This is a genomic window from Pseudomaricurvus hydrocarbonicus (genome assembly GCF_011602365.1).
Lineage (GTDB): Bacteria > Pseudomonadota > Gammaproteobacteria > Pseudomonadales > Cellvibrionaceae > Pseudomaricurvus > Pseudomaricurvus hydrocarbonicus.
The window spans coordinates 66,236-83,480 of the sequence record NZ_JAAONZ010000022.1 but is presented as its reverse complement, the minus strand read 5'-3'; the positions used below and the strand labels follow the sequence as shown (position 1 = coordinate 83,480).

The 17,245-nt window shown below is 57.4% G+C and carries 18 protein-coding genes; 5 read left to right on the top strand and 13 right to left on the bottom strand.

The features are described 5' to 3' along the window. Positions 1-185 precede the first annotated feature (185 nt). From G8770_RS20795 to ftsY, 8 genes are all read right to left on the bottom strand, one after another. Positions 186-1,292, bottom strand: coding sequence for an OmpA family protein (locus G8770_RS20795; RefSeq protein WP_167191562.1), 1,107 nt, complete (start codon positions 1,290-1,292; stop codon positions 186-188). A 120-nt stretch (positions 1,293-1,412) separates the two neighbouring features. Further along, positions 1,413-2,054, bottom strand: coding sequence for a DUF2959 domain-containing protein (locus G8770_RS20790; protein ID WP_167191560.1), 642 nt, complete (start codon positions 2,052-2,054; stop codon positions 1,413-1,415). 233 nt (positions 2,055-2,287) lie between these two features. Continuing rightward, positions 2,288-2,995, bottom strand: coding sequence for a tRNA (guanosine(46)-N7)-methyltransferase TrmB (gene trmB, locus G8770_RS20785; protein WP_167191558.1), 708 nt, complete (start codon positions 2,993-2,995; stop codon positions 2,288-2,290). A gap of 194 nt (positions 2,996-3,189) precedes the next feature. Further along, complete coding sequence (locus G8770_RS20780; RefSeq protein ID WP_167191557.1) at positions 3,190-3,564, bottom strand: DUF423 domain-containing protein; 375 nt, start codon at positions 3,562-3,564, stop codon at positions 3,190-3,192. 368 nt (positions 3,565-3,932) lie between these two features. Continuing rightward, the gene (gene rpoH, locus G8770_RS20775; RefSeq protein WP_167191555.1) at positions 3,933-4,787 is read right to left on the bottom strand and encodes an RNA polymerase sigma factor RpoH; all 855 of its coding nucleotides are present in this window, start codon (positions 4,785-4,787) and stop codon (positions 3,933-3,935) included. Between the two features lie 160 nt (positions 4,788-4,947). Continuing rightward, positions 4,948-5,991 carry a permease-like cell division protein FtsX gene (ftsX, locus tag G8770_RS20770; protein ID WP_167191553.1) on the bottom strand — a complete coding sequence of 348 codons (1,044 nt, stop codon included), beginning with the start codon at positions 5,989-5,991 and terminating at the stop codon, positions 4,948-4,950. After that, positions 5,966-6,658 (bottom strand): cell division ATP-binding protein FtsE, encoded by a 693-nt coding sequence (gene ftsE, locus G8770_RS20765; protein ID WP_167191551.1) that lies wholly within the window; start codon positions 6,656-6,658, stop codon positions 5,966-5,968. The genes ftsX and ftsE overlap by 26 nt, the downstream gene beginning before the upstream one ends. A 199-nt stretch (positions 6,659-6,857) precedes the next feature. Continuing rightward, a complete protein-coding gene (ftsY, locus tag G8770_RS23970; protein ID WP_341771183.1) occupies positions 6,858-7,853 on the bottom strand; it encodes a signal recognition particle-docking protein FtsY in 996 nt (331 codons plus the stop codon). Between the two features lie 731 nt (positions 7,854-8,584). Between ftsY and rsmD the strand changes: the two genes are divergently transcribed. From rsmD to G8770_RS20745, 3 genes are all read left to right on the top strand, one after another. Continuing rightward, the gene (gene rsmD, locus G8770_RS20755) at positions 8,585-9,184 is read left to right on the top strand and encodes a 16S rRNA (guanine(966)-N(2))-methyltransferase RsmD (RefSeq protein ID WP_243760606.1); all 600 of its coding nucleotides are present in this window, start codon (positions 8,585-8,587) and stop codon (positions 9,182-9,184) included. 272 nt (positions 9,185-9,456) lie between these two features. Further along, on the top strand, positions 9,457-9,936 hold the full coding sequence (gene coaD / locus G8770_RS20750) for a pantetheine-phosphate adenylyltransferase (RefSeq protein WP_167191547.1): 480 nt from the start codon (positions 9,457-9,459) through the stop codon (positions 9,934-9,936). A gap of 48 nt (positions 9,937-9,984) precedes the next feature. Next, positions 9,985-10,161, top strand: coding sequence for a hypothetical protein (locus tag G8770_RS20745; protein WP_167191545.1), 177 nt, complete (start codon positions 9,985-9,987; stop codon positions 10,159-10,161). Here the strand turns inward: G8770_RS20745 and G8770_RS20740 are convergent. The 5 genes from G8770_RS20740 to radC form a co-directional block, all read right to left on the bottom strand. Further along, positions 10,148-10,471 carry a hypothetical protein gene (locus G8770_RS20740; protein ID WP_243760605.1) on the bottom strand — a complete coding sequence of 108 codons (324 nt, stop codon included), beginning with the start codon at positions 10,469-10,471 and terminating at the stop codon, positions 10,148-10,150. The genes G8770_RS20745 and G8770_RS20740 overlap by 14 nt on opposite strands. Positions 10,472-10,559: 88 nt before the next feature. After that, positions 10,560-11,375, bottom strand: a complete 816-nt coding sequence (mutM, locus tag G8770_RS20735; protein ID WP_167191541.1) for a bifunctional DNA-formamidopyrimidine glycosylase/DNA-(apurinic or apyrimidinic site) lyase — start codon at positions 11,373-11,375, stop codon at positions 10,560-10,562. Positions 11,376-11,565: 190 nt separating this feature from the next. After that, complete coding sequence (gene rpmG / locus G8770_RS20730) at positions 11,566-11,733, bottom strand: 50S ribosomal protein L33 (RefSeq protein WP_166165636.1); 168 nt, start codon at positions 11,731-11,733, stop codon at positions 11,566-11,568. A gap of 11 nt (positions 11,734-11,744) precedes the next feature. Beyond that, positions 11,745-11,981 carry a 50S ribosomal protein L28 gene (gene rpmB / locus G8770_RS20725; protein ID WP_167191539.1) on the bottom strand — a complete coding sequence of 79 codons (237 nt, stop codon included), beginning with the start codon at positions 11,979-11,981 and terminating at the stop codon, positions 11,745-11,747. A gap of 411 nt (positions 11,982-12,392) precedes the next feature. Further along, the gene (gene radC / locus G8770_RS20720) at positions 12,393-13,067 is read right to left on the bottom strand and encodes a RadC family protein (protein WP_167191537.1); all 675 of its coding nucleotides are present in this window, start codon (positions 13,065-13,067) and stop codon (positions 12,393-12,395) included. Between the two features lie 221 nt (positions 13,068-13,288). On the opposite strand from radC, the gene coaBC reads away from it, so the two are divergent. Beyond that, positions 13,289-14,491: a bifunctional phosphopantothenoylcysteine decarboxylase/phosphopantothenate--cysteine ligase CoaBC gene (gene coaBC, locus G8770_RS20715; RefSeq protein ID WP_167191535.1), complete on the top strand. Its 1,203-nt coding sequence runs from the start codon at positions 13,289-13,291 to the stop codon at positions 14,489-14,491. A gap of 150 nt (positions 14,492-14,641) precedes the next feature. Continuing rightward, the gene (locus G8770_RS20710) at positions 14,642-17,161 is read left to right on the top strand and encodes a phosphohexomutase domain-containing protein (RefSeq protein ID WP_167191533.1); all 2,520 of its coding nucleotides are present in this window, start codon (positions 14,642-14,644) and stop codon (positions 17,159-17,161) included. Positions 17,162-17,245: the final 84 nt, after the last annotated feature.

Below are 17,245 nucleotides of genomic sequence, written 5' to 3'. Positions count from 1 at the left end.
TAGCATTCATAAGGCGGCGGTAAGTCGGTTGGGTTTGTTGTTTTGGCGAACTCAAAACTAACCGGTTTTACCGTCGTCTCCTACCTTTTCACGCCAATCCGCGATGAACCAAAAAAAAGCCGCTCATTGATGAGCGGCTTTTAGGGTGTTCAAAGAACACCCGGGGTTGCAGTAAAGGTAATGACTTACCGCTTTTCCATGGTTTCAATGCGAGCTTTAATTTCCGCAATCACCCGACGGTTTTGCGCACGGCCTTCTGCAGTGCTGTTATCGGCAATCGGCAAACTCTCACCATAGCCCCTGCCATTGATGCGGTCTCTGGATACGCCAAAGCTTTCCAGTGCCTTGGCCACCGACAGCGCGCGTCGCTCGGACAAGCCCTGGTTGTATTCAGCTGCACCGACGGAATCGGTATGGCCCTGCACTTCAACCTCAACGCCCTCATACTGACTCATAAAATCAGCGACCTTCTTAATTTCATCACGGTATTCGGGCTTAACGATGGAACTGTCATTATCAAACTCGATATCGACTTCCATGCTTACCGTTTCGGCCAGTTTCATCGGGCAACCCACTTCGTCCACTTTCAGGCGCGAGTCGGTTCCAGGACACTGATCCATGTAGTCAAACACGCCGTCGCCATCACTGTCCAAAGGACAACCGGTGGCATCGACTGGCGCGCCAGCCGGTGTGTTCGGGCAGGCATCAACTTCGTCCGGCACGCCGTCGCCGTCACTGTCCAGCGGTACGGGACCCGATACATCACCAATCAACCAGCTCAGTACCAGTTGCGCGCCGAAGTCGGTTTTTTCTTCATCGAGGCTGTTAAAGGCCCGGATGTCACCGCGAATATTAAAGTGCGACCCCATCATGCGTTTCACACCCACACCCAGGTTCAAACGAGTTTCCGATTGATTGCCCACCCCTTCGTAGTCATAGGTCAGGTCTCCAACCCCACCGACAATATAGGGCCGCCAGCCACCACCTTCGGTCAGGTGATAGAGGGCGTCCAACCGGTACTCGGTTGCATCCACTTCTGCCGGGCCAGTTTCGAGGTCCACACTGTCCGCATCCGTCCACCAACCTTCAACGGTCCAGGTTCGGTTGAATGCAAACCCCAAACCCGCTCCATAAAAGCCGGCATCGTCAATTTCCCGATCAGCATCCCATACGTGGTAACCGCCACCACCCATGATCTCAACGTGTCGACCCGATGACGATGCTGCCCATGGAGCTGCAATAGCGCAACTCAGGCCCACGACCGCCGCCAGGGTTTTGGTATTTAATTTCATGGTATTGCTCCTTGCTTATAGAACATTGGTTATAGACCAACCGACAGTAGGCTAAACTGACCGTTTCCTAACTGTACGTATACGCAACGTCGCACAAAAAGGTTTCGTCCAGCCGACCATTTAATCGGTGAGTGTCACCATAAAGCTATCTGCTGCTGCAATTGACGTTTCTACGTCTCTTATCAATATATTGATATCACGCTTTAAACTGCCGAATTCATTTTTCAATGACGCTACCGCCCGGGCGTTTAAATTGTGTTTCAAATACAAGCTCTGATCCCGCAATGTATCCAGTACCGGGTCCATCTTGCTTTCCGCCGTCTTCATTGCAGACAACATTCGCCCGTAGTTGACACGGGTTTCCTTGAGTTTAGCAGCACTTTGTCGACGCAGTGCAGAATTCGTATATTGATCGAGCTCTTCATCCCACTCTTCAAATAACGCCTCGGCCACTCGTTCTACCCCACTGATACGATCCTTGAGCTCATCGGCGCGCTGCTGACTTTCTTCGTACTCACCGTTAACCACTTCATACGCTTTAGCCAATTCGCCACCATCGAAATTCAGCTCGTGGGTAAAGCGCTCCAGGGCCGAGGAAAACTGATCTTTCACCTCAACCTGAGCATCGCGTACGTCTTCGATGCGGTCGACCAAAATATCACGCTTGTGCAGCCCGACCTGTTCCATCGCACTGTAGTAGGTGTTTTCACACCCCGACAACAGGAACAGCACAGAAAATGTAAGTACTAACTTATTAAACATTCGGTATCCTCTTGGTTTGTCGCAAATTTTCGCGAAAACAAGAGAAATACTGTCATTGATCGCATCGTTTGGCCAACGAAGGTAAAACGCAGTATTCCCTTAAGCGTCATCGCAGAAATCGGGCTGCCTCCGGCAGGGTTCACAGATCAAAAAAATGTCGCCACGCCATCAGTGGAAAGGGCGCGCTGCGCGCTTTAATTGCAGACGGTCTTACAATGGAAAATGAGTCAGTGTCAGGCGGTTTTTTCAAACATCAAATCCCACACCCCATGACCTAAACGCTCACCGCGCTTTTCGAATTTGGTCACCGGACGGAAATCCGGGCGGGGCGAATACTGGTAATCTCCAGCGAGGTTTTTGATACCTTCTACCAGCGTCAGCACTTCCATCATGTGCTCCGCGTAGGGATTCCAATCAGTCGCCATGTGGATTAAGCCACCAACTTTTAATTTCGTTTTAATTTTTTCCACAAACGCCGGCTGGACAATACGGCGCTTGTTGTGCTTTTTCTTGTGCCAGGGATCCGGAAAATACAACTGAAACCGATCCAGGCTGCCATCGGCAATGCAATCGTCCAGGACATCAATGGCATCGGCCATATAGACTTTCAGATTCGTCAGACCGGCTTTGCCGGCATTGTTAATCAAACAGCCCACTCCCGGTGGGTGCACCTCAATACCAATAAAGTTTTTGTCGGCTTCGCTTTCGGCCATCGCAAACAGCGAATCGCCCATGCCAAACCCGATTTCCAACACCACCGGTGCGGGTCGGGCAAATGCGGTCTCGGTGTCCAACAAACCGTCGAACAAACTCACCCCGTACTGGCCCCAGTAACTGTCAAAGGCATTCTTTTGACCCACGGTAATCCTGCCGCCCCGAATCACGTAACTGCGGATGGATTTCTTTTTGAATTCAGGTTTTACATTTAATGTTTCAGTCATGAGTGCTGACCGTGTTCCTTAACTGCGACACGCCATAGATTTCGGCGAGTCTTACGATGAAGAGAAATTTTCAAGTGATTACCGGTGACCGTTCACGACGGACACCGTCAAACCGTTCACCTCTGCCCTGACCACCAGGGTTGAGCCTTAAACAGCTCCCCGGCACAGGCCGCCACGGGCAGAGCTTACCAGGGTTACGTCAAACGTGACGCCCCCAGCAGGAGGCACAGCCAACCGACCATAAAACTGAGTCCGCCCAGTGGCGTCACCAGCCCTAACCAACGCGGGCCACCGAGCGCCATGGCGTACAAACTGCCAGAAAACAGCAACATGCCCAGCAGGAAGGCAAACCCCGCCCAGTGAAAAATCGACGCCTGGGGAAATTTAAACAGCACCAGCGCCACCACCGCCAGGGCAAAGGTGTGGTAAAAATGATATTGGACACCGGTTTGAAACACCACCAGCATCTCTGCATCAATCTTGCTCTTCAGGCCGTGAGCACCAAAGGCGCCAATGGCCACCGCCAGCAAACCGCTGAGTCCGGCAAGAAAAAGAAAGTGTTTTGCCATCGTTCACCCAATCCATCAGACGTGAACCGCCATAGGATCCTGGCTGACAGTTCAGCGGTCGATGCTATTTCGGCTGTAAATTGCCGCGTATTGTAGTGCTCTGGCCGATAAAAGGACAGCTGGAGCCCTTTTGCGACCTGAGACAGGGCTGTTTCGTTGGCGGGCCGCAGCTCTGGCGCGCCTGCGGGCTACCGACCCTCCGCCCGGGGTAACGGTCGGCGAATCCCGGCTGCCGCCGCAAACCCGGGCGCGATCAAGGCAACCACGGGCGGCGCCAGGGGAGGGGGAGGAGCTGTGCCAGTGCGCAATGCAGACACAAAAAAGCCGCTCGTAAGCGGCTTTTTTTCAGGCGGGACACCGGTTAGGCGTTAGGCTTCAATAGAGGCCCGCACCTTTTTCATGGCGTTTTTCTCCAGCTGACGAATACGCTCAGCTGAGACACCGTATTGAGCCGCCAGATCATGCAGGGTGGCCTTATCATCGTTCAACCAGCGCTGCTGCAGAATATCGCGGGAGCGCTCGTCCAGCCCCTCCAACGCCAGGGTTAAACCGGAGACACTGTTCTGCTCCCAGTCGGCGTCTTCCAGCATCTGAGCGGGGTCAAAACGCTTGTCTTCCAGGTAGTGCGCGGGCGCCTGGTAAGCCGTTTCGTCATCGTCGTCAGTACCGGCATCGAAGGCAGCGTCGTAAGCGGACAAACGACCTTCCATCTGCTGAACGTGTTTCACGTCCACACCCAAATCTTCGGCCACGGCCTTTGCTTCATCGTGAGTGAGCCACGCCAGGCGCTTTTTGGCACCGCGAAGATTAAAGAACAGTTTGCGCTGTGCCTTGGTGGTGGCCACCTTCACAATGCGCCAGTTGCGCAAAATGAATTCGTGCATTTCTGCCTTGATCCAGTGCACCGCAAAAGACACCAGGCGCACGCCCTTCTCAGGGTTAAAACGTTTGACGGCCTTCATCAGGCCCACATTACCTTCCTGGACCAGGTCGGACTGAGATAACCCGTAACCGGCATAGCTTTTGGCGATATGCACCACAAAGCGCAAATGGGCCATAACCAGACGCCGGGCTGCCTCCAGATTTTCGTGGTAGTAGAGCTCTTCCGCCAGCTGCTTTTCTTCTTCGGCAGACAATACGGCAAAACCGTTAACGGCCTGAATATACGCATTGAGGTTAGCCCCCGGTGCGAGTACCCCTACAGGCTGTAAGCTTGTTCCCATGGACGGTCTCCAAATGAATCATTTACCAAAAACGGACTGAGTGTAGCACCACTGCTGTAAGAGTGCTAATCCCCGGAAAAGTTCAATGCCACGCTTAACAATAATAGACGAATGTGGGCGCCCACTAACCCAGCCAACACTGTATTGGGCTGAAACACCGCTATTGAGGTTCGATTTCCCCCAAATGCCGCCCCACCGCCAGCCACGCCCCCAGCCAGCCGATCAGGGCCCCGAGGCCCACCAAAACCAGACTGCCACCGAAACCCAATCCCTGCAGCTCAAAAGTACTTTGGTAACTCGCTGACAAGGTGGCCACCGGCCCGGACAGCAACAGCAACAGCAGCGACAGCAACAGCAGCGCCAGCACCCCGCCGACCAGGCCGTACCACAACCCCGTATACAGGAATGGGCGTCGCACGAAGGCGTCAGTGCCACCCACCAGTTTGATAATGACGATCTCGTCACGCCGACTCTCGATGGCCAGGCGAATGGTGTTGCCAATCACCAGCAACACCCCCAGCGCCAGCAGCCCCCCCAGTGCCAGTGCCACCTTTTCGCCCAGCGCCAGCATCTGGTGCAGGCGCTCGATCCACGCGCGGTCAAACACCACCTCATCCACTAACGCCTGCTGCTCCAGGGTCTCGCCCAGCTTGACCAGTTCGGTGGCCGTCACGTTCAACCCGGGAGCCACCAGCAGTGTTGCCGGCAGCGGGTTGCTATCGAGAGTGCGCAGCGCATTGCCCATACCGGATTCGGTCTCAAATTCCTCCAGAGCCGCTTCGGCGGACACATAAATTACCTGTTCGATGCCCGGCATGGCTTCCACCTGCCGCTGAAAGCTGCTGATGGCGCTGTCTTTGGCGCGGGGGTTGAGAAACACCGTCAGCTGTGGCGCGCCCTCCCAGCGCTGCCCCAGCGACTGCACGTTGCCGAGACTGGTGAACAGGGTGGCCGGCAAGGCCAGCGCCACCGCAATCACCAGCCAGGTCATGATGCTTTGTACCGGCGTGGCCAGCAGACGCTGCAAGCTGTCGCTGGCACTGGAGCGGTGGTGTGCGAGGTAACCCTGCCAGCGATCACGCCAGCGGGTTTTATAAGCTCTGGCCCCTTTGGCCGCGGCTTTGCTGCTATTTTTGGAAGCGGGTTTGGTGGCTGCACCGGCGCCAGCCGCCCGGCCACTAGGCCGTCTCTGTATTCGCTGCATTGTGCAACACTCCATCAAACGCCAGCTCACCGTTCGCCAGGCCCAGCACCCGCTTCTTCAGGCGGCGCACCAGGGCGATGTCGTGACTGGCGATCAGCACCGTCACGCCGACGTCGTTAAACTGCTGGAACAGCGACATGATTTCTTCGGACAGCGCCGGGTCGAGGTTGCCGGTGGGCTCATCCGCCAGCAGCAGTTTCGGCTTGTTGACCACTGCCCGGGCGATGCCCACCCGCTGTTGCTCCCCGCCGGAGAGCACGATGGGGTTCTGCTTTTCTTTGTTCAGCAGGCCCACTTTATCCAGCGCCGCGCGCACCCGACGGCCGGCTTCGGTGGGGTTGTAGCCTTCGATCAACAGCGGCAGCGCCACGTTGTCGTAGACGCTGCGATCAAACAGCAGCTGATGGTTCTGAAACACCACCCCGATCTGGCGGCGCAGCTGGGGTATCTGGCGTGTCGACAGGCGATTGAGGTTCTGGCCGCTGACGAACACCTGTCCCTGGGAGGGACGCTCCATCAACATCATCAGTTTAAGCAGGGTGCTTTTGCCGGCGCCGGAATGACCGGTCAGAAACACCATTTCGGCGCGCTCAAGCTCAAAGCTCAGCCGACTGAGGGCCTCGTGCCCGCCGGGATACCGCTTACTGACTTGATCAAATCGAATCATGACACCTTCGCTGGCGGATCATCCGCGCGATTAAGCATTTCCATTGATAATGACCGGCCGGTACGACCGGTCTCTTGCTTGCCGTCGTGCTGAATTCCTGGGGGAACAGCTGCGCCCTGATGCTGGCTGCCTGGATCAAGGTCGCGGACAAGGACTGAGTGCAACGATGGCGCTCCGTCACGTCAGACTGCGTTAGCGCTCAGGCCTCATTAAACAGCGCCTGGACAAACGTCTTCGCCACAAACGGCTGCAGGTCGTCCACGCCTTCCCCCACGCCAATAAAGCGTACCGGCAAACCGAACTTCTGGCTCAGGGCAAAAATAACCCCGCCTTTGGCGGTGCCATCCAGCTTGGTCAAGGCGATACCGGTAACCCCCGCCGCCGCGATAAATTGTTCGGCCTGATTCAGCGCATTTTGCCCGGTGCCGGCGTCCAGCACCAACAGCACCTCATGGGGGGCGGTCACATCCAGCTTGGCCATCACCCGTTTGACCTTGGACAGCTCGTCCATCAAATGCGCTTTATTGTGCAAACGACCGGCGGTATCGGCAATGACCACATCCACGCCTTTGGCCTTCGCCGAAGCCACCGCATCATAAATCACCGAAGCACTGTCGGCACCGGTATGCTGGGCAACGACCGGGATATCATTGCGCTCGCCCCAGACCTGCAGCTGCTCCACCGCCGCGGCCCGGAAGGTATCACCAGCCGCCAGCATGACGCTTTTGCCTTCTCGCTGCAGACGTTTTGACAGTTTGCCAATGGTGGTGGTTTTGCCCACCCCGTTAACCCCCACGACGAGGATGACGGCAGGCTTGTTCTCGGGCAACACCAGCGGCGCTTCGACTTTATCCAGCATATCCCCCAGCGACACCTTCAGGGCATCATAAAGCGCCTGGGGGTTGGCCAGCTGTTTGCGAGCCACTCGCTCCGTGAGGTTATCAATGATCTCAGTGGTGGCGTCAAGCCCCACATCGGCCACCAGCAATTGCGTTTCAAGATCTTCCAGCAGGTCTTCATCGATTTCTTTTTGCCCCAGAAACAGATTGCCCAACCCCTCGGCAAAGTTGCTGCTGGTGCGCGACAGGCCCTCGCGCATGCGGGCAAAGAAGCCGCCCATGGTGGACGGCTTGTCCTTCTCACCGACGTCTACCGGCGCGGCACTGACGTCTTCCGGGGCCAGATCCGGTTCCACCGCTGTTTCGGTGGTGGCGGGCTCGACGGCCGCAGAGACGTCTTTATCGGTGGTCGAACTGCGCTTAAAGCGCGCGAAAAAACCGCCTTTGCTGTCGTCGGCGGCCTCGCCATCCCCGCCAGTGTCAACCTCCCCAGAGCCGTCAGCCGCAGAACCGACAGTCGCTGCAGGCGCCGGTTCAAGCGGCGAGGCCGAGGCCGCCGGTGTCTCCGCGTGCTGGGACGACGTTTGCCCAGTCGGTGGCTGGCCGGTTGCCGGCTTGAAAGGTTCAACCTCTACCGGTGCGGCCTGCGCTGCGATGGAAGGGCTCGGCTCATCGATGGCAGACCGCTCGCTATCCTGCGGTTCGCTGTCCTGAGATGCTTTTTCAGGCACCGCATTCTCTTGCGCCGCTTTCCCACCACGCTTGAATCTTTTAAAAAAGTTACTGCTCACTATGAATTTGACCTCAAACCGTTCAAACGACCGTCGTTCTCATGACAACCGGGGCAAGTCGCTGCTATGACATCCGGTGAATGCTGAAAAACCGGCATTTTACCGGCATACTAGGCTTTGTGGCAGCCCCCACTTTTGGCAGATCCCGAGCGGACCCCCAAAAGGCCAAACGCCTGTCACTCCTGACGGGAGGATCACGGCTATTGCCGATGCCCGGGAGCAGCCAACTCCATGCATCCTACCATACAAACCTGAACCCCAGCTCTGACAGAGCCCCAAGATTCGAGAGCGCCACGTTGAATAAACCACGCCCCGCTAAATCCACCCCCAAACAATCTGGCAGCCAGACCCTGCGCATCATCGGCGGCCAATGGCGCGGCCGCAAACTCCCGTTTGTCAGTGCCGACGGGTTGCGACCCACAGGCGATCGCATCCGCGAAACGCTGTTTAACTGGCTGATGCCCGATTTACCCGGCGCCAACTGCCTGGATGTGTTCAGTGGCTCCGGCGCCCTGGCCCTGGAGGCCCTGTCGCGGGGGGCGAAATCCGCCACCCTGCTGGAACTGAACCCTCAGGCGGCGGCACAAATCCGACACAACCTGTCCCTGCTGCAGTGCCCCCAGGCGCAGCTGGTACAGACTGACAGCCTGAGCTGGCTGCAACGCCCCACCCCGCCCTCAGCGACCTTTGACATTGTCTTTGTCGACCCACCGTTTCAACACGACTTCTGGCAAGCCACCATCACCGCCCTGGAAGATCATCAATGGCTCAGCGACGGCGCGGCCATTTATATTGAAACCCCCAAACACCTGCCACTGAACATACCGGCCAACTGGCACCTCCACCGCGAAAAGCACGCCGGCGACGTCAGCTTTCGGCTGTTTTACCGGGAATGAGCCCCTGCTTGGCGGCAAAATCAGTCGCCGGGCCTGCAGTGGGCTGACCCTGAAGACAAACGGCCGGGGGATCTGACAAGCAATCTTGTCCTCTCTGGACGTAAAAACATTTACATTGGGGGAGGAATTTCAGCCATTTGGGGTGAATTTAGTGAAAAAGTTCCGCATAGGTTTTGTACTGGTCGCGCAAATTGTTTACCATCGCGCCTCTTTATAAGGGGCTACCCCGAATCACCTAAAAAAGCCCGACGCAACAGATGAGAGAATTTCCCATGAAGCACGTGGTCTATCCTGGCACATTTGATCCCATCACCAACGGGCACATTGATTTAGTTGAAAGGGCGTGTCGACTGTTCGACAAGGTCACTATTGCCATTGCTGCCAGCACCAAGAAAAACCCGCTGTTCACCCTCGATCAACGGGTTGCGCAGGTTGGCAAGGTACTGGCCCATCTGGACAACGTGGAAATTTGCGGTTTTGACATCCTGCTGGCGGATCTGGTGAAACAGAAAAAAGCCAATGGGGTGTTGCGGGGCCTGCGGGCCGTATCTGACTTTGAGTACGAATTTCAGCTGGCCAACATGAACCGGGCACTGATGCCGGATATGGAAAGCTTGTTTTTAACACCCGCCGAGCACCTGTCTTACATCTCCTCATCGCTGGTGCGTGAAATTGCGTCGCTGGGTGGCGATGTCTCCAAATTTGTTCCTCCCATTGTCGCTCAGGACCTGAAAGACAAATTCGGCAAGTAAAATCCGTGCCTCCAGCAGGCTGCTACTGCCCCCCCTTCAAGCAGGGCAATGGCAGGCCATTGCCTGCAGCAAGCCTGTCTGGCCGTAGTCGCCGGCCTGGCACTGGCACCACCGGTGCTGGTATTTAGCATCACCGGCCTGGCAGCAGTACCCCTGCACCGCGCTGCCATCTGGTGCCTTAAGTCAGCAGCGGATGGCAGCGGGTGTCGAATTACTCGCTGGTAACCCGGTAACCTGGACGGGTACACCCCAAACAGCGGAAGAATGTGGTCTCGGCCGGACCAACCACCAGCGTGTCCGCCGCCTGCATCGCATTGCCCGCAGCCGCCGAGAAAGGTAAAGACACCAGCCACACCGCAGAGCCCACAACCGTGGTTGCCAGCATCACTGGGCGCACAATGACCAGGTCTCCCATCATGGCGAGTGCGGTCGGCTCTTCCTCAACCGTATTGATGCCTGCGGCCATGCTCAGGGGGCTAACGGCCAGCACCGCAGCCAGCGCGGCGGCTTTACACCATTGGGATGTTTTCAACACAGGACACTCCTTATTCTTCATTGACTCTTAAACGGGATTGCGGGTTGGCGCCCAAACTCACGCCACGCCTTTGTTCGCCATTGTAGCCCTAGCGCTGACAGCTCGTACAGTACACAGTCGACCTTTGCCCCAACCGAACTTCCTTCAGCGGCTTCTTGCAGCCCCTGCAGGGCTGCCCCTGGCGACCGTAGACCAGCAGCTGCTGCTGAAAATAGCCCGGCTTGCCATCGCCACCGACAAAGTCCTTGAGGGTCGTACCGCCCTGCTCAATGGCGCGCGCCAGCACCTGCTTGATTTCGCTCACCAGCCGCTCCATCGCCGCCCGGGAGACGGTGCCGGCCGCGCGGGTGGGGCGGATGCCGGCGGCGTGCAGGGCTTCATTGGCGTAGATATTACCCACCCCCACCACCACCTTACTGTCCATGATGAAGGCCTTGATCGCCAGCTTGCGCTTGCGCGAGCGCTGATACAGGTAATCCGCGTCGAACAGCGCTTCCAGCGGCTCTGGCCCCAGGTGCGCCAGCAGCTCGTGCTCCAGCAGAGGAGCGGATGTCCACAGCACCGCCCCGAAGCGCCGCGGGTCGTTCAGGCGCAGCACACATTGAGCGCCGAAATCGATGTCCACATGATCGTGGTAACCCGGGTCCTCACGACGTGCCACCACCCGCAAGTTCCCCGACATGCCCAAATGCACCAGCATATGGCCAGTGGCAAAGCGGAGCACCAGATACTTACCGCGACGTGTCACACCCAGCAGTTTCTGACCCACCACCTGCTCCGCCAGATTGGCAGGCACCGGCCAGCGCAACTGCGGTTGGCGCACCACCACCGCTTGCACGATTTTATTGACTACATGGGGCGCAATCCCCCGGCAGGTGGTTTCTACTTCCGGCAACTCTGGCATAAAACAACTCCGGTCAGACTGTCCCTCACCGCGACAGTCGCCACGACAGCTTCAACGACGGTTTCAACGGCGGTTTTAACGACGGTTTCAACAACAGCTTTAACAACAGCTTCAACAACACGGCCCCCCCAGACGCAAAAAGCCCGACACGAGGCCGGGCTTTTCTGAGGCAATTAAGCAGAGATTACTCTTACTTAATTTTGCCCTCTTTGTACATCACGTGCTTACGAGCAACGGGATCGTACTTTTTCATCTCCATTTTTTCAGGAGTGTTGCGCTTGTTCTTGTCGGTCGTGTAGAAGTGACCAGTACCAGCGCTGGAGTTCAAACGGATTTTATCGCGTGCACCTTTAGCCATGATTCAGTTCCTTATACCTTCTCGCCGCGTGTACGGATATCAGACAAGACACTTTCAATGCCTTTCTTGTCGATAATGCGCATACCTTTAGAGGAAACACGAAGTTTCACAAAACGCTTCTCGGACTCAACCCAAAAACGGTGAGAGTGCAGGTTTGGCAAAAAACGACGTTTGGTGTGGTTTTTTGCGTGAGATACATTGTTACCGGTTACTGGACGCTTACCAGTTACCTGACATACCTTGGACATCTTTATTGCCTCATCTTTAAACAGGTCATTGCTGCCGAACAGCAATTCATCGAATCTTTAATCAAAACGGCGACTTTTAAAGGCCTTCAAACTGGGCCGTATCCGTCGCAAGAACGCGTCGGCTGGAGCCCTGATTCAAGCAGCCAGCCTAAAAATTTTTCGGGCCAGTCACAGAGAGCGGCGTTTTATACCAGAACAGTTCAGCAATAGCAAATATTAGCTGTTTTTTTGTGCAACTTTTCTCAGGCCATTTTCGACCTTTTGCACCCGTATACCCCCCAGGCACACGGCTCAATCCACAGGGCGGCGGGGCACCACGGCAAACAGCCCTGTCCCGTGCTCCCTCTTCCTGCCCCTCTCACCTGTCCCTCTCACCTGTCCCCCATTTCATTTCAACGATCTTGGCAGGTTTCACAGCAACCCCCGCTCCGCAAACGACAGCACCTGAGCTTCGCCCACCACCATGTGATCCAGCACCCGAATGTCCACCAACCCCAAAGCCTGCTGCAGGCGCTCTGTAATGCGCTTGTCGGCCTGACTCGGCTCAGCCACCCCGGAGGGGTGGTTGTGGGCCAGAATCACCGCAGCCGCGTTGTGAGCCAGCGCCAGCTTAACCACCTCCCGAGGGTACACGCTGGCGGCATCAATGGTGCCCTGAAACAATTCGTGGTAGCCCAGCAAGCGGTGCTGATTGTCCAGCAGCAGCACGCTGAAGATTTCCCGCGGCCGGTGCCGCAACTCCGCGCGCAGATAATCTTTCACCATCTGTGGATTTTCAAACCCCGGCGCCTGTTCCATCACCGAGGACAGGTGACGGCGCCCCATTTCGAGCACCGCCTGCAACTGGCTGAACTTGGCATCCCCCAGCCCATGGGCGGCACAGAAGGACTGCCGGTCGGACTCCAGGATCTGCCGCAGGCCCCCAAAACTGGTCAGCAGATCGCGGGCCAGATCCACCGCCGATTTGCCGGCGCAGCCGGTGCGCAGGAAAATCGCCAGCAATTCGGCGTCCGACAGCGACCCGGCCCCTCGACTCAACAACTTCTCCCGCGGCCGCTCCGTGGCCGGCCAATGTCGTATGCTCATTCGTGTTTCACATCCCTGTGGTGTTGTTTACTGAGTGGTATGCCTGACGTCGCCCTAAACCCAGGTGGCGAAGCTCTCTGCCCCCTTCCCACAGCCCCACCCCGGGACCAAGCTCGCAAAAGAGGCTTTATGTGACCTTTATTTCGACCCCGGCTTCATCGCAGCCCGCAGCAATGGTATCTTAAGCGCCATTTAGCCACTCCCGCCAGCTGGAAGAAAGTATGAGTTCCTTGACCAACAAACAGATTTTGCTCGGCGTCACTGGCGGCATTGCCGCCTACAAGAGCGCAGAGCTGATTCGTCGACTGCAGGATCTGGGGGCCGATGTCCGGGTCATCATGACGCCGGCGGCGCAAGAATTCATCACCCCGCTGACCCTGCAAGCCCTGTCGGGGAACCCGGTGCACACCACCCTGCTCGACCCGGAGGCCGAAGCCGGTATGGGGCATATCGAGCTGGCCCGCTGGGCCGACCTGTTGCTGGTGGCTCCGGCCACCGCCGACTTTATTGCCCGTCTGGTCGCCGGCCAGGGTGACGATTTGCTCACCACCGTGTGCCTGGCCACCGCGGCCCCGATCTGTCTGGCACCGGCCATGAACCAGGGCATGTGGCACAGCCCGGCCACTCAGGACAACCTGGCGCAACTGGCCAATCGCAACATTCTCTGTTTTGGGCCCGCCGAAGGGTCGCAGGCCTGCGGCGATGTGGGCCCCGGACGCATGCTGGAGCCTACCGAGCTGGCCGATTTAACGGCCCGCCAGTTCAGTCGCGGCGAACTGTCCGGTAAATCCGTCGTGATTACCGCCGGCCCGACCCGTGAGGCCATCGACCCGGTGCGCTACATCAGCAATCACAGCTCCGGCAAAATGGGCTATGCCCTCGCCCAGGCCGCCATTGAGGCCGGCGCCAACGTCACCCTGATCAGCGGCCCCACCAATTTGGCGCCACCGCAACGCTGCCATTTTGTCAGCATCAACAGCGCCCAGGAAATGTACGATGCCGCCATGAGTTCGCTGTCAGACTGCGACCTGTTTATCGCCTCGGCCGCGGTCGCCGACTATCGCCCGGCCAGCGCGGCCGAGCAGAAAATCAAAAAGACCGGCCAGGACACCATGTCCATTGAACTGGTCAAGAATCCCGACATTGTCACCGCCGTTGCCGCCAGCCGTCCGCGGCCAATGACCGTGGGGTTCGCCGCGGAAACTCAGGATGTGATCAGCTATGCCCGTGACAAGCTGACCCGCAAGAAGCTCGATGTGGTGATTGCCAATGATGTGTCACAAACCGGCATTGGCTTTAACAGCGATGACAACGCCGTCACCGTCGTCTGGGCGGACCGCGAAGAAGCCCTGGCGCAGCGCAGCAAAGCCCAGCTCGGCCGGGAACTGATCCAGCGTCTGGCTGACCAGCTCAACAACTCGTAGGACGGTCTGCAGGCCGTGCCAGCGCGGTTCCCGGCACGTGACGTATTCTCTCTAACTTGAAACCCTGCCAGAACCGGCACGATAAAAGCTTGGGTCGCTCCCCGGTGTGCAGCGACTGGATAATGGTTGATCAACAATAAGGAACTCCCTGTGGTGGTAAAGAAACACAACAACAATAAAGCGGCTCTGAGCATTGAACTGCCGATGATCACCACAGCGGCCCTCGCGATTTCCCTTTGCTTGATTCTGGCCAGTGCCTGGTGGTCCTACGACACATGGGTTACCCGCGTTGAAAACACGCGCTTGCAACAACTCAGCCAGCAGCAGGCCAGCAAACACGCCGCCGGCATTGCCAGATTCATTAAAGAACAGCAGCAGCAGCTGGATTACTTTACCGAACGCCCTGCCACTGTGGATGCGCTCCAGTCTGCTGACCCGGACCTGAACACCACGCTGCTGAAAAGCCTGCAGACCGCCTACCCACAGGCGCTGTCTTTCAAATTGCTGTCGCTCGACCGCACCGATCATTTCTCGCACCTCCAAGGTTCCTCATCACCCAAGGGCGACAAACTCAGCTTTACCGAACTGGACATGATCAACCGCACCGAGAAACGGGAAGCGGTTGCACCAGAAGCACTGCGGGTCGACAAACAGTGGTACCTGCATTTTATTTCGGCGCTCATCCCCGCGGTGGCGCCACCGGCGGCTGAGGCCGCGATGACGGAAAAAAACGCGGAGGAAGAGGCGCCCGTCACCGGCACACTCTTGGCCACCCTGCCGGCGACGGAGCTGTTTAACCGCATCAAAACCTCCGACCCCGAATTGGGAAAAACCGAACTGCTGCGCCTCAACCCGGGCAGTGACACCCTTATTTTCAGCGCCAGTCAGGGCGACGCCGGGGCGACCATCAAGGTGCCGGTGAAAAACAGTCAATGGCTGGTGCAATTTACACCGTCGGCCCAGCTGGTTGCCCAGGCCAATCAAAGCCCGCTGCTGCTGATAGCCATCCACCTGAGTGTCGGTGCTGGCTGGCTGTGGCTGGCCTTCTGGCTCACGGGCAAATTCGATCCGCAGCGTCAGGGTCGTTCGACACAGGCGTCCAACAACATCACCGACCCCGCCGCCTTTGCCTACCGGGATCAGGACATTCTCGACATTCAGGTTAACGCCGACGATGAAGAGCTGCTGGGCCTGCAAGACGCCCCCCCGGCCGAAACGGTGACGTCACAACAACCGGCTGCGGACCCCGGCGGACGTGAAGCGGCTGCCCGGCCGGCAGTGTCCCGCTGCGGCTTCGCGCTGCCTGAGGAAATCTTTCGCGCTTACGATATTCGCGGCAAGGCTGGCGAACAAATTACCGTGGCACTGGCCGAGCAAGTCGGCAAGGCCGTTGCCAGTGCAGCCCTGGCGGTTGGCGAAAGCAGACTGCTGGTTGCTCGTGATGGGCGCACCCACAGCCCCGAGCTGTGTGACGCGCTGATACGGGGCGTCAAAAGTACCGGCTGTAACGTCCTTAACCTCGGCGCGGTGCCAACTCCCCTGCTGTATTTTGCGACCTGTGAACACCCTGACAGCAACAGCGGTGTGATGGTCACCGCCAGTCACAACAGCGCCGAACACAACGGCTTTAAGATGGTCATTAACGGTCACACTCTGGTAGACGACGATGTGCAGGACATTAAAGCTCGCATTCAGGATCAGGACTTTCCGCAAGGAGAGGGCAGCGAAACGGCTCAGCAGATCATGCCGGCCTACATCGACCGAATTTTGTCCGATGTGGCACTGGCGGGTGAGGTTAAGCTCGTCATTGATGCCGGCAATGCCATCACCGGGGGAGTGGCCCCCTCGCTGTTCGAGGAGTTGGGTTGCGAGGTGGTGCCCCTGTATTGCGAGCTCGATGGCAGCTTCCCCAATCACGACCCGGACCCCACCATTGTCGCTAACCTGCAGGACCTGATTCGCACCGTACAAACGACCCAGGCGGATCTGGGCGTGGCCTTTGACGGTGACGGCGATCGCCTGGTGGTGGTGACCCCCAAAGGCCAGATCCTCTGGCCCGACCGCCTGCTGATGCTGTTTGCCAAAGACATTGTGTCGCGCAACCCCGGTGCCGATGTGCTGTTCGACATCAAATGCACCCGCGAACTGAACTCCCTGGTGAGCAGTTATGGCGGCCGCCCCATCATGTGGAAAGCCGGCCACTCCCACATGAAAACCAAAATGCAGGAAACCGGTGCCCTGGTTGGCGGGGAAATGTCGGGGCATATCTTCATTAAAGATCGCTGGTACGGCTTTGACGACGGCATGTACGCCGCCGCTCGTCTACTTGAAATTATGACGCTGCGGGATCAAGATATCGATTCCCTGTTTGAGAGCTTTCCAGTACTGCCCTCCACCCCGGAACTGAAAATACCGGTTGCTGAAGAGCGCAAGTTCGCCATTGTGGAACAACTGATACAACAGGGCGATTTTCAAAACGGCAAGCCCATCACCATTGACGGCTTGCGGGTCGATTTCTCTAAAGGCTGGGGCCTGGTTCGGGCCTCGAACACGTCCGCCGCCTTAACGCTGCGCTTTGAAGCGGAAACCGAGGCTGTGCTCGCGCAACTGCAGCAATTGTTTAAACGAGAGCTGCTGAAGATCGACAGCGCTCTGGATGTGCCTTTTTAAATTTTTTATCCAGAGTGACTCTCGCCTGACAGGGCACTCTGGTTACGGAAAGACGTTCCACTATCATATTATTTTTTGCCAATA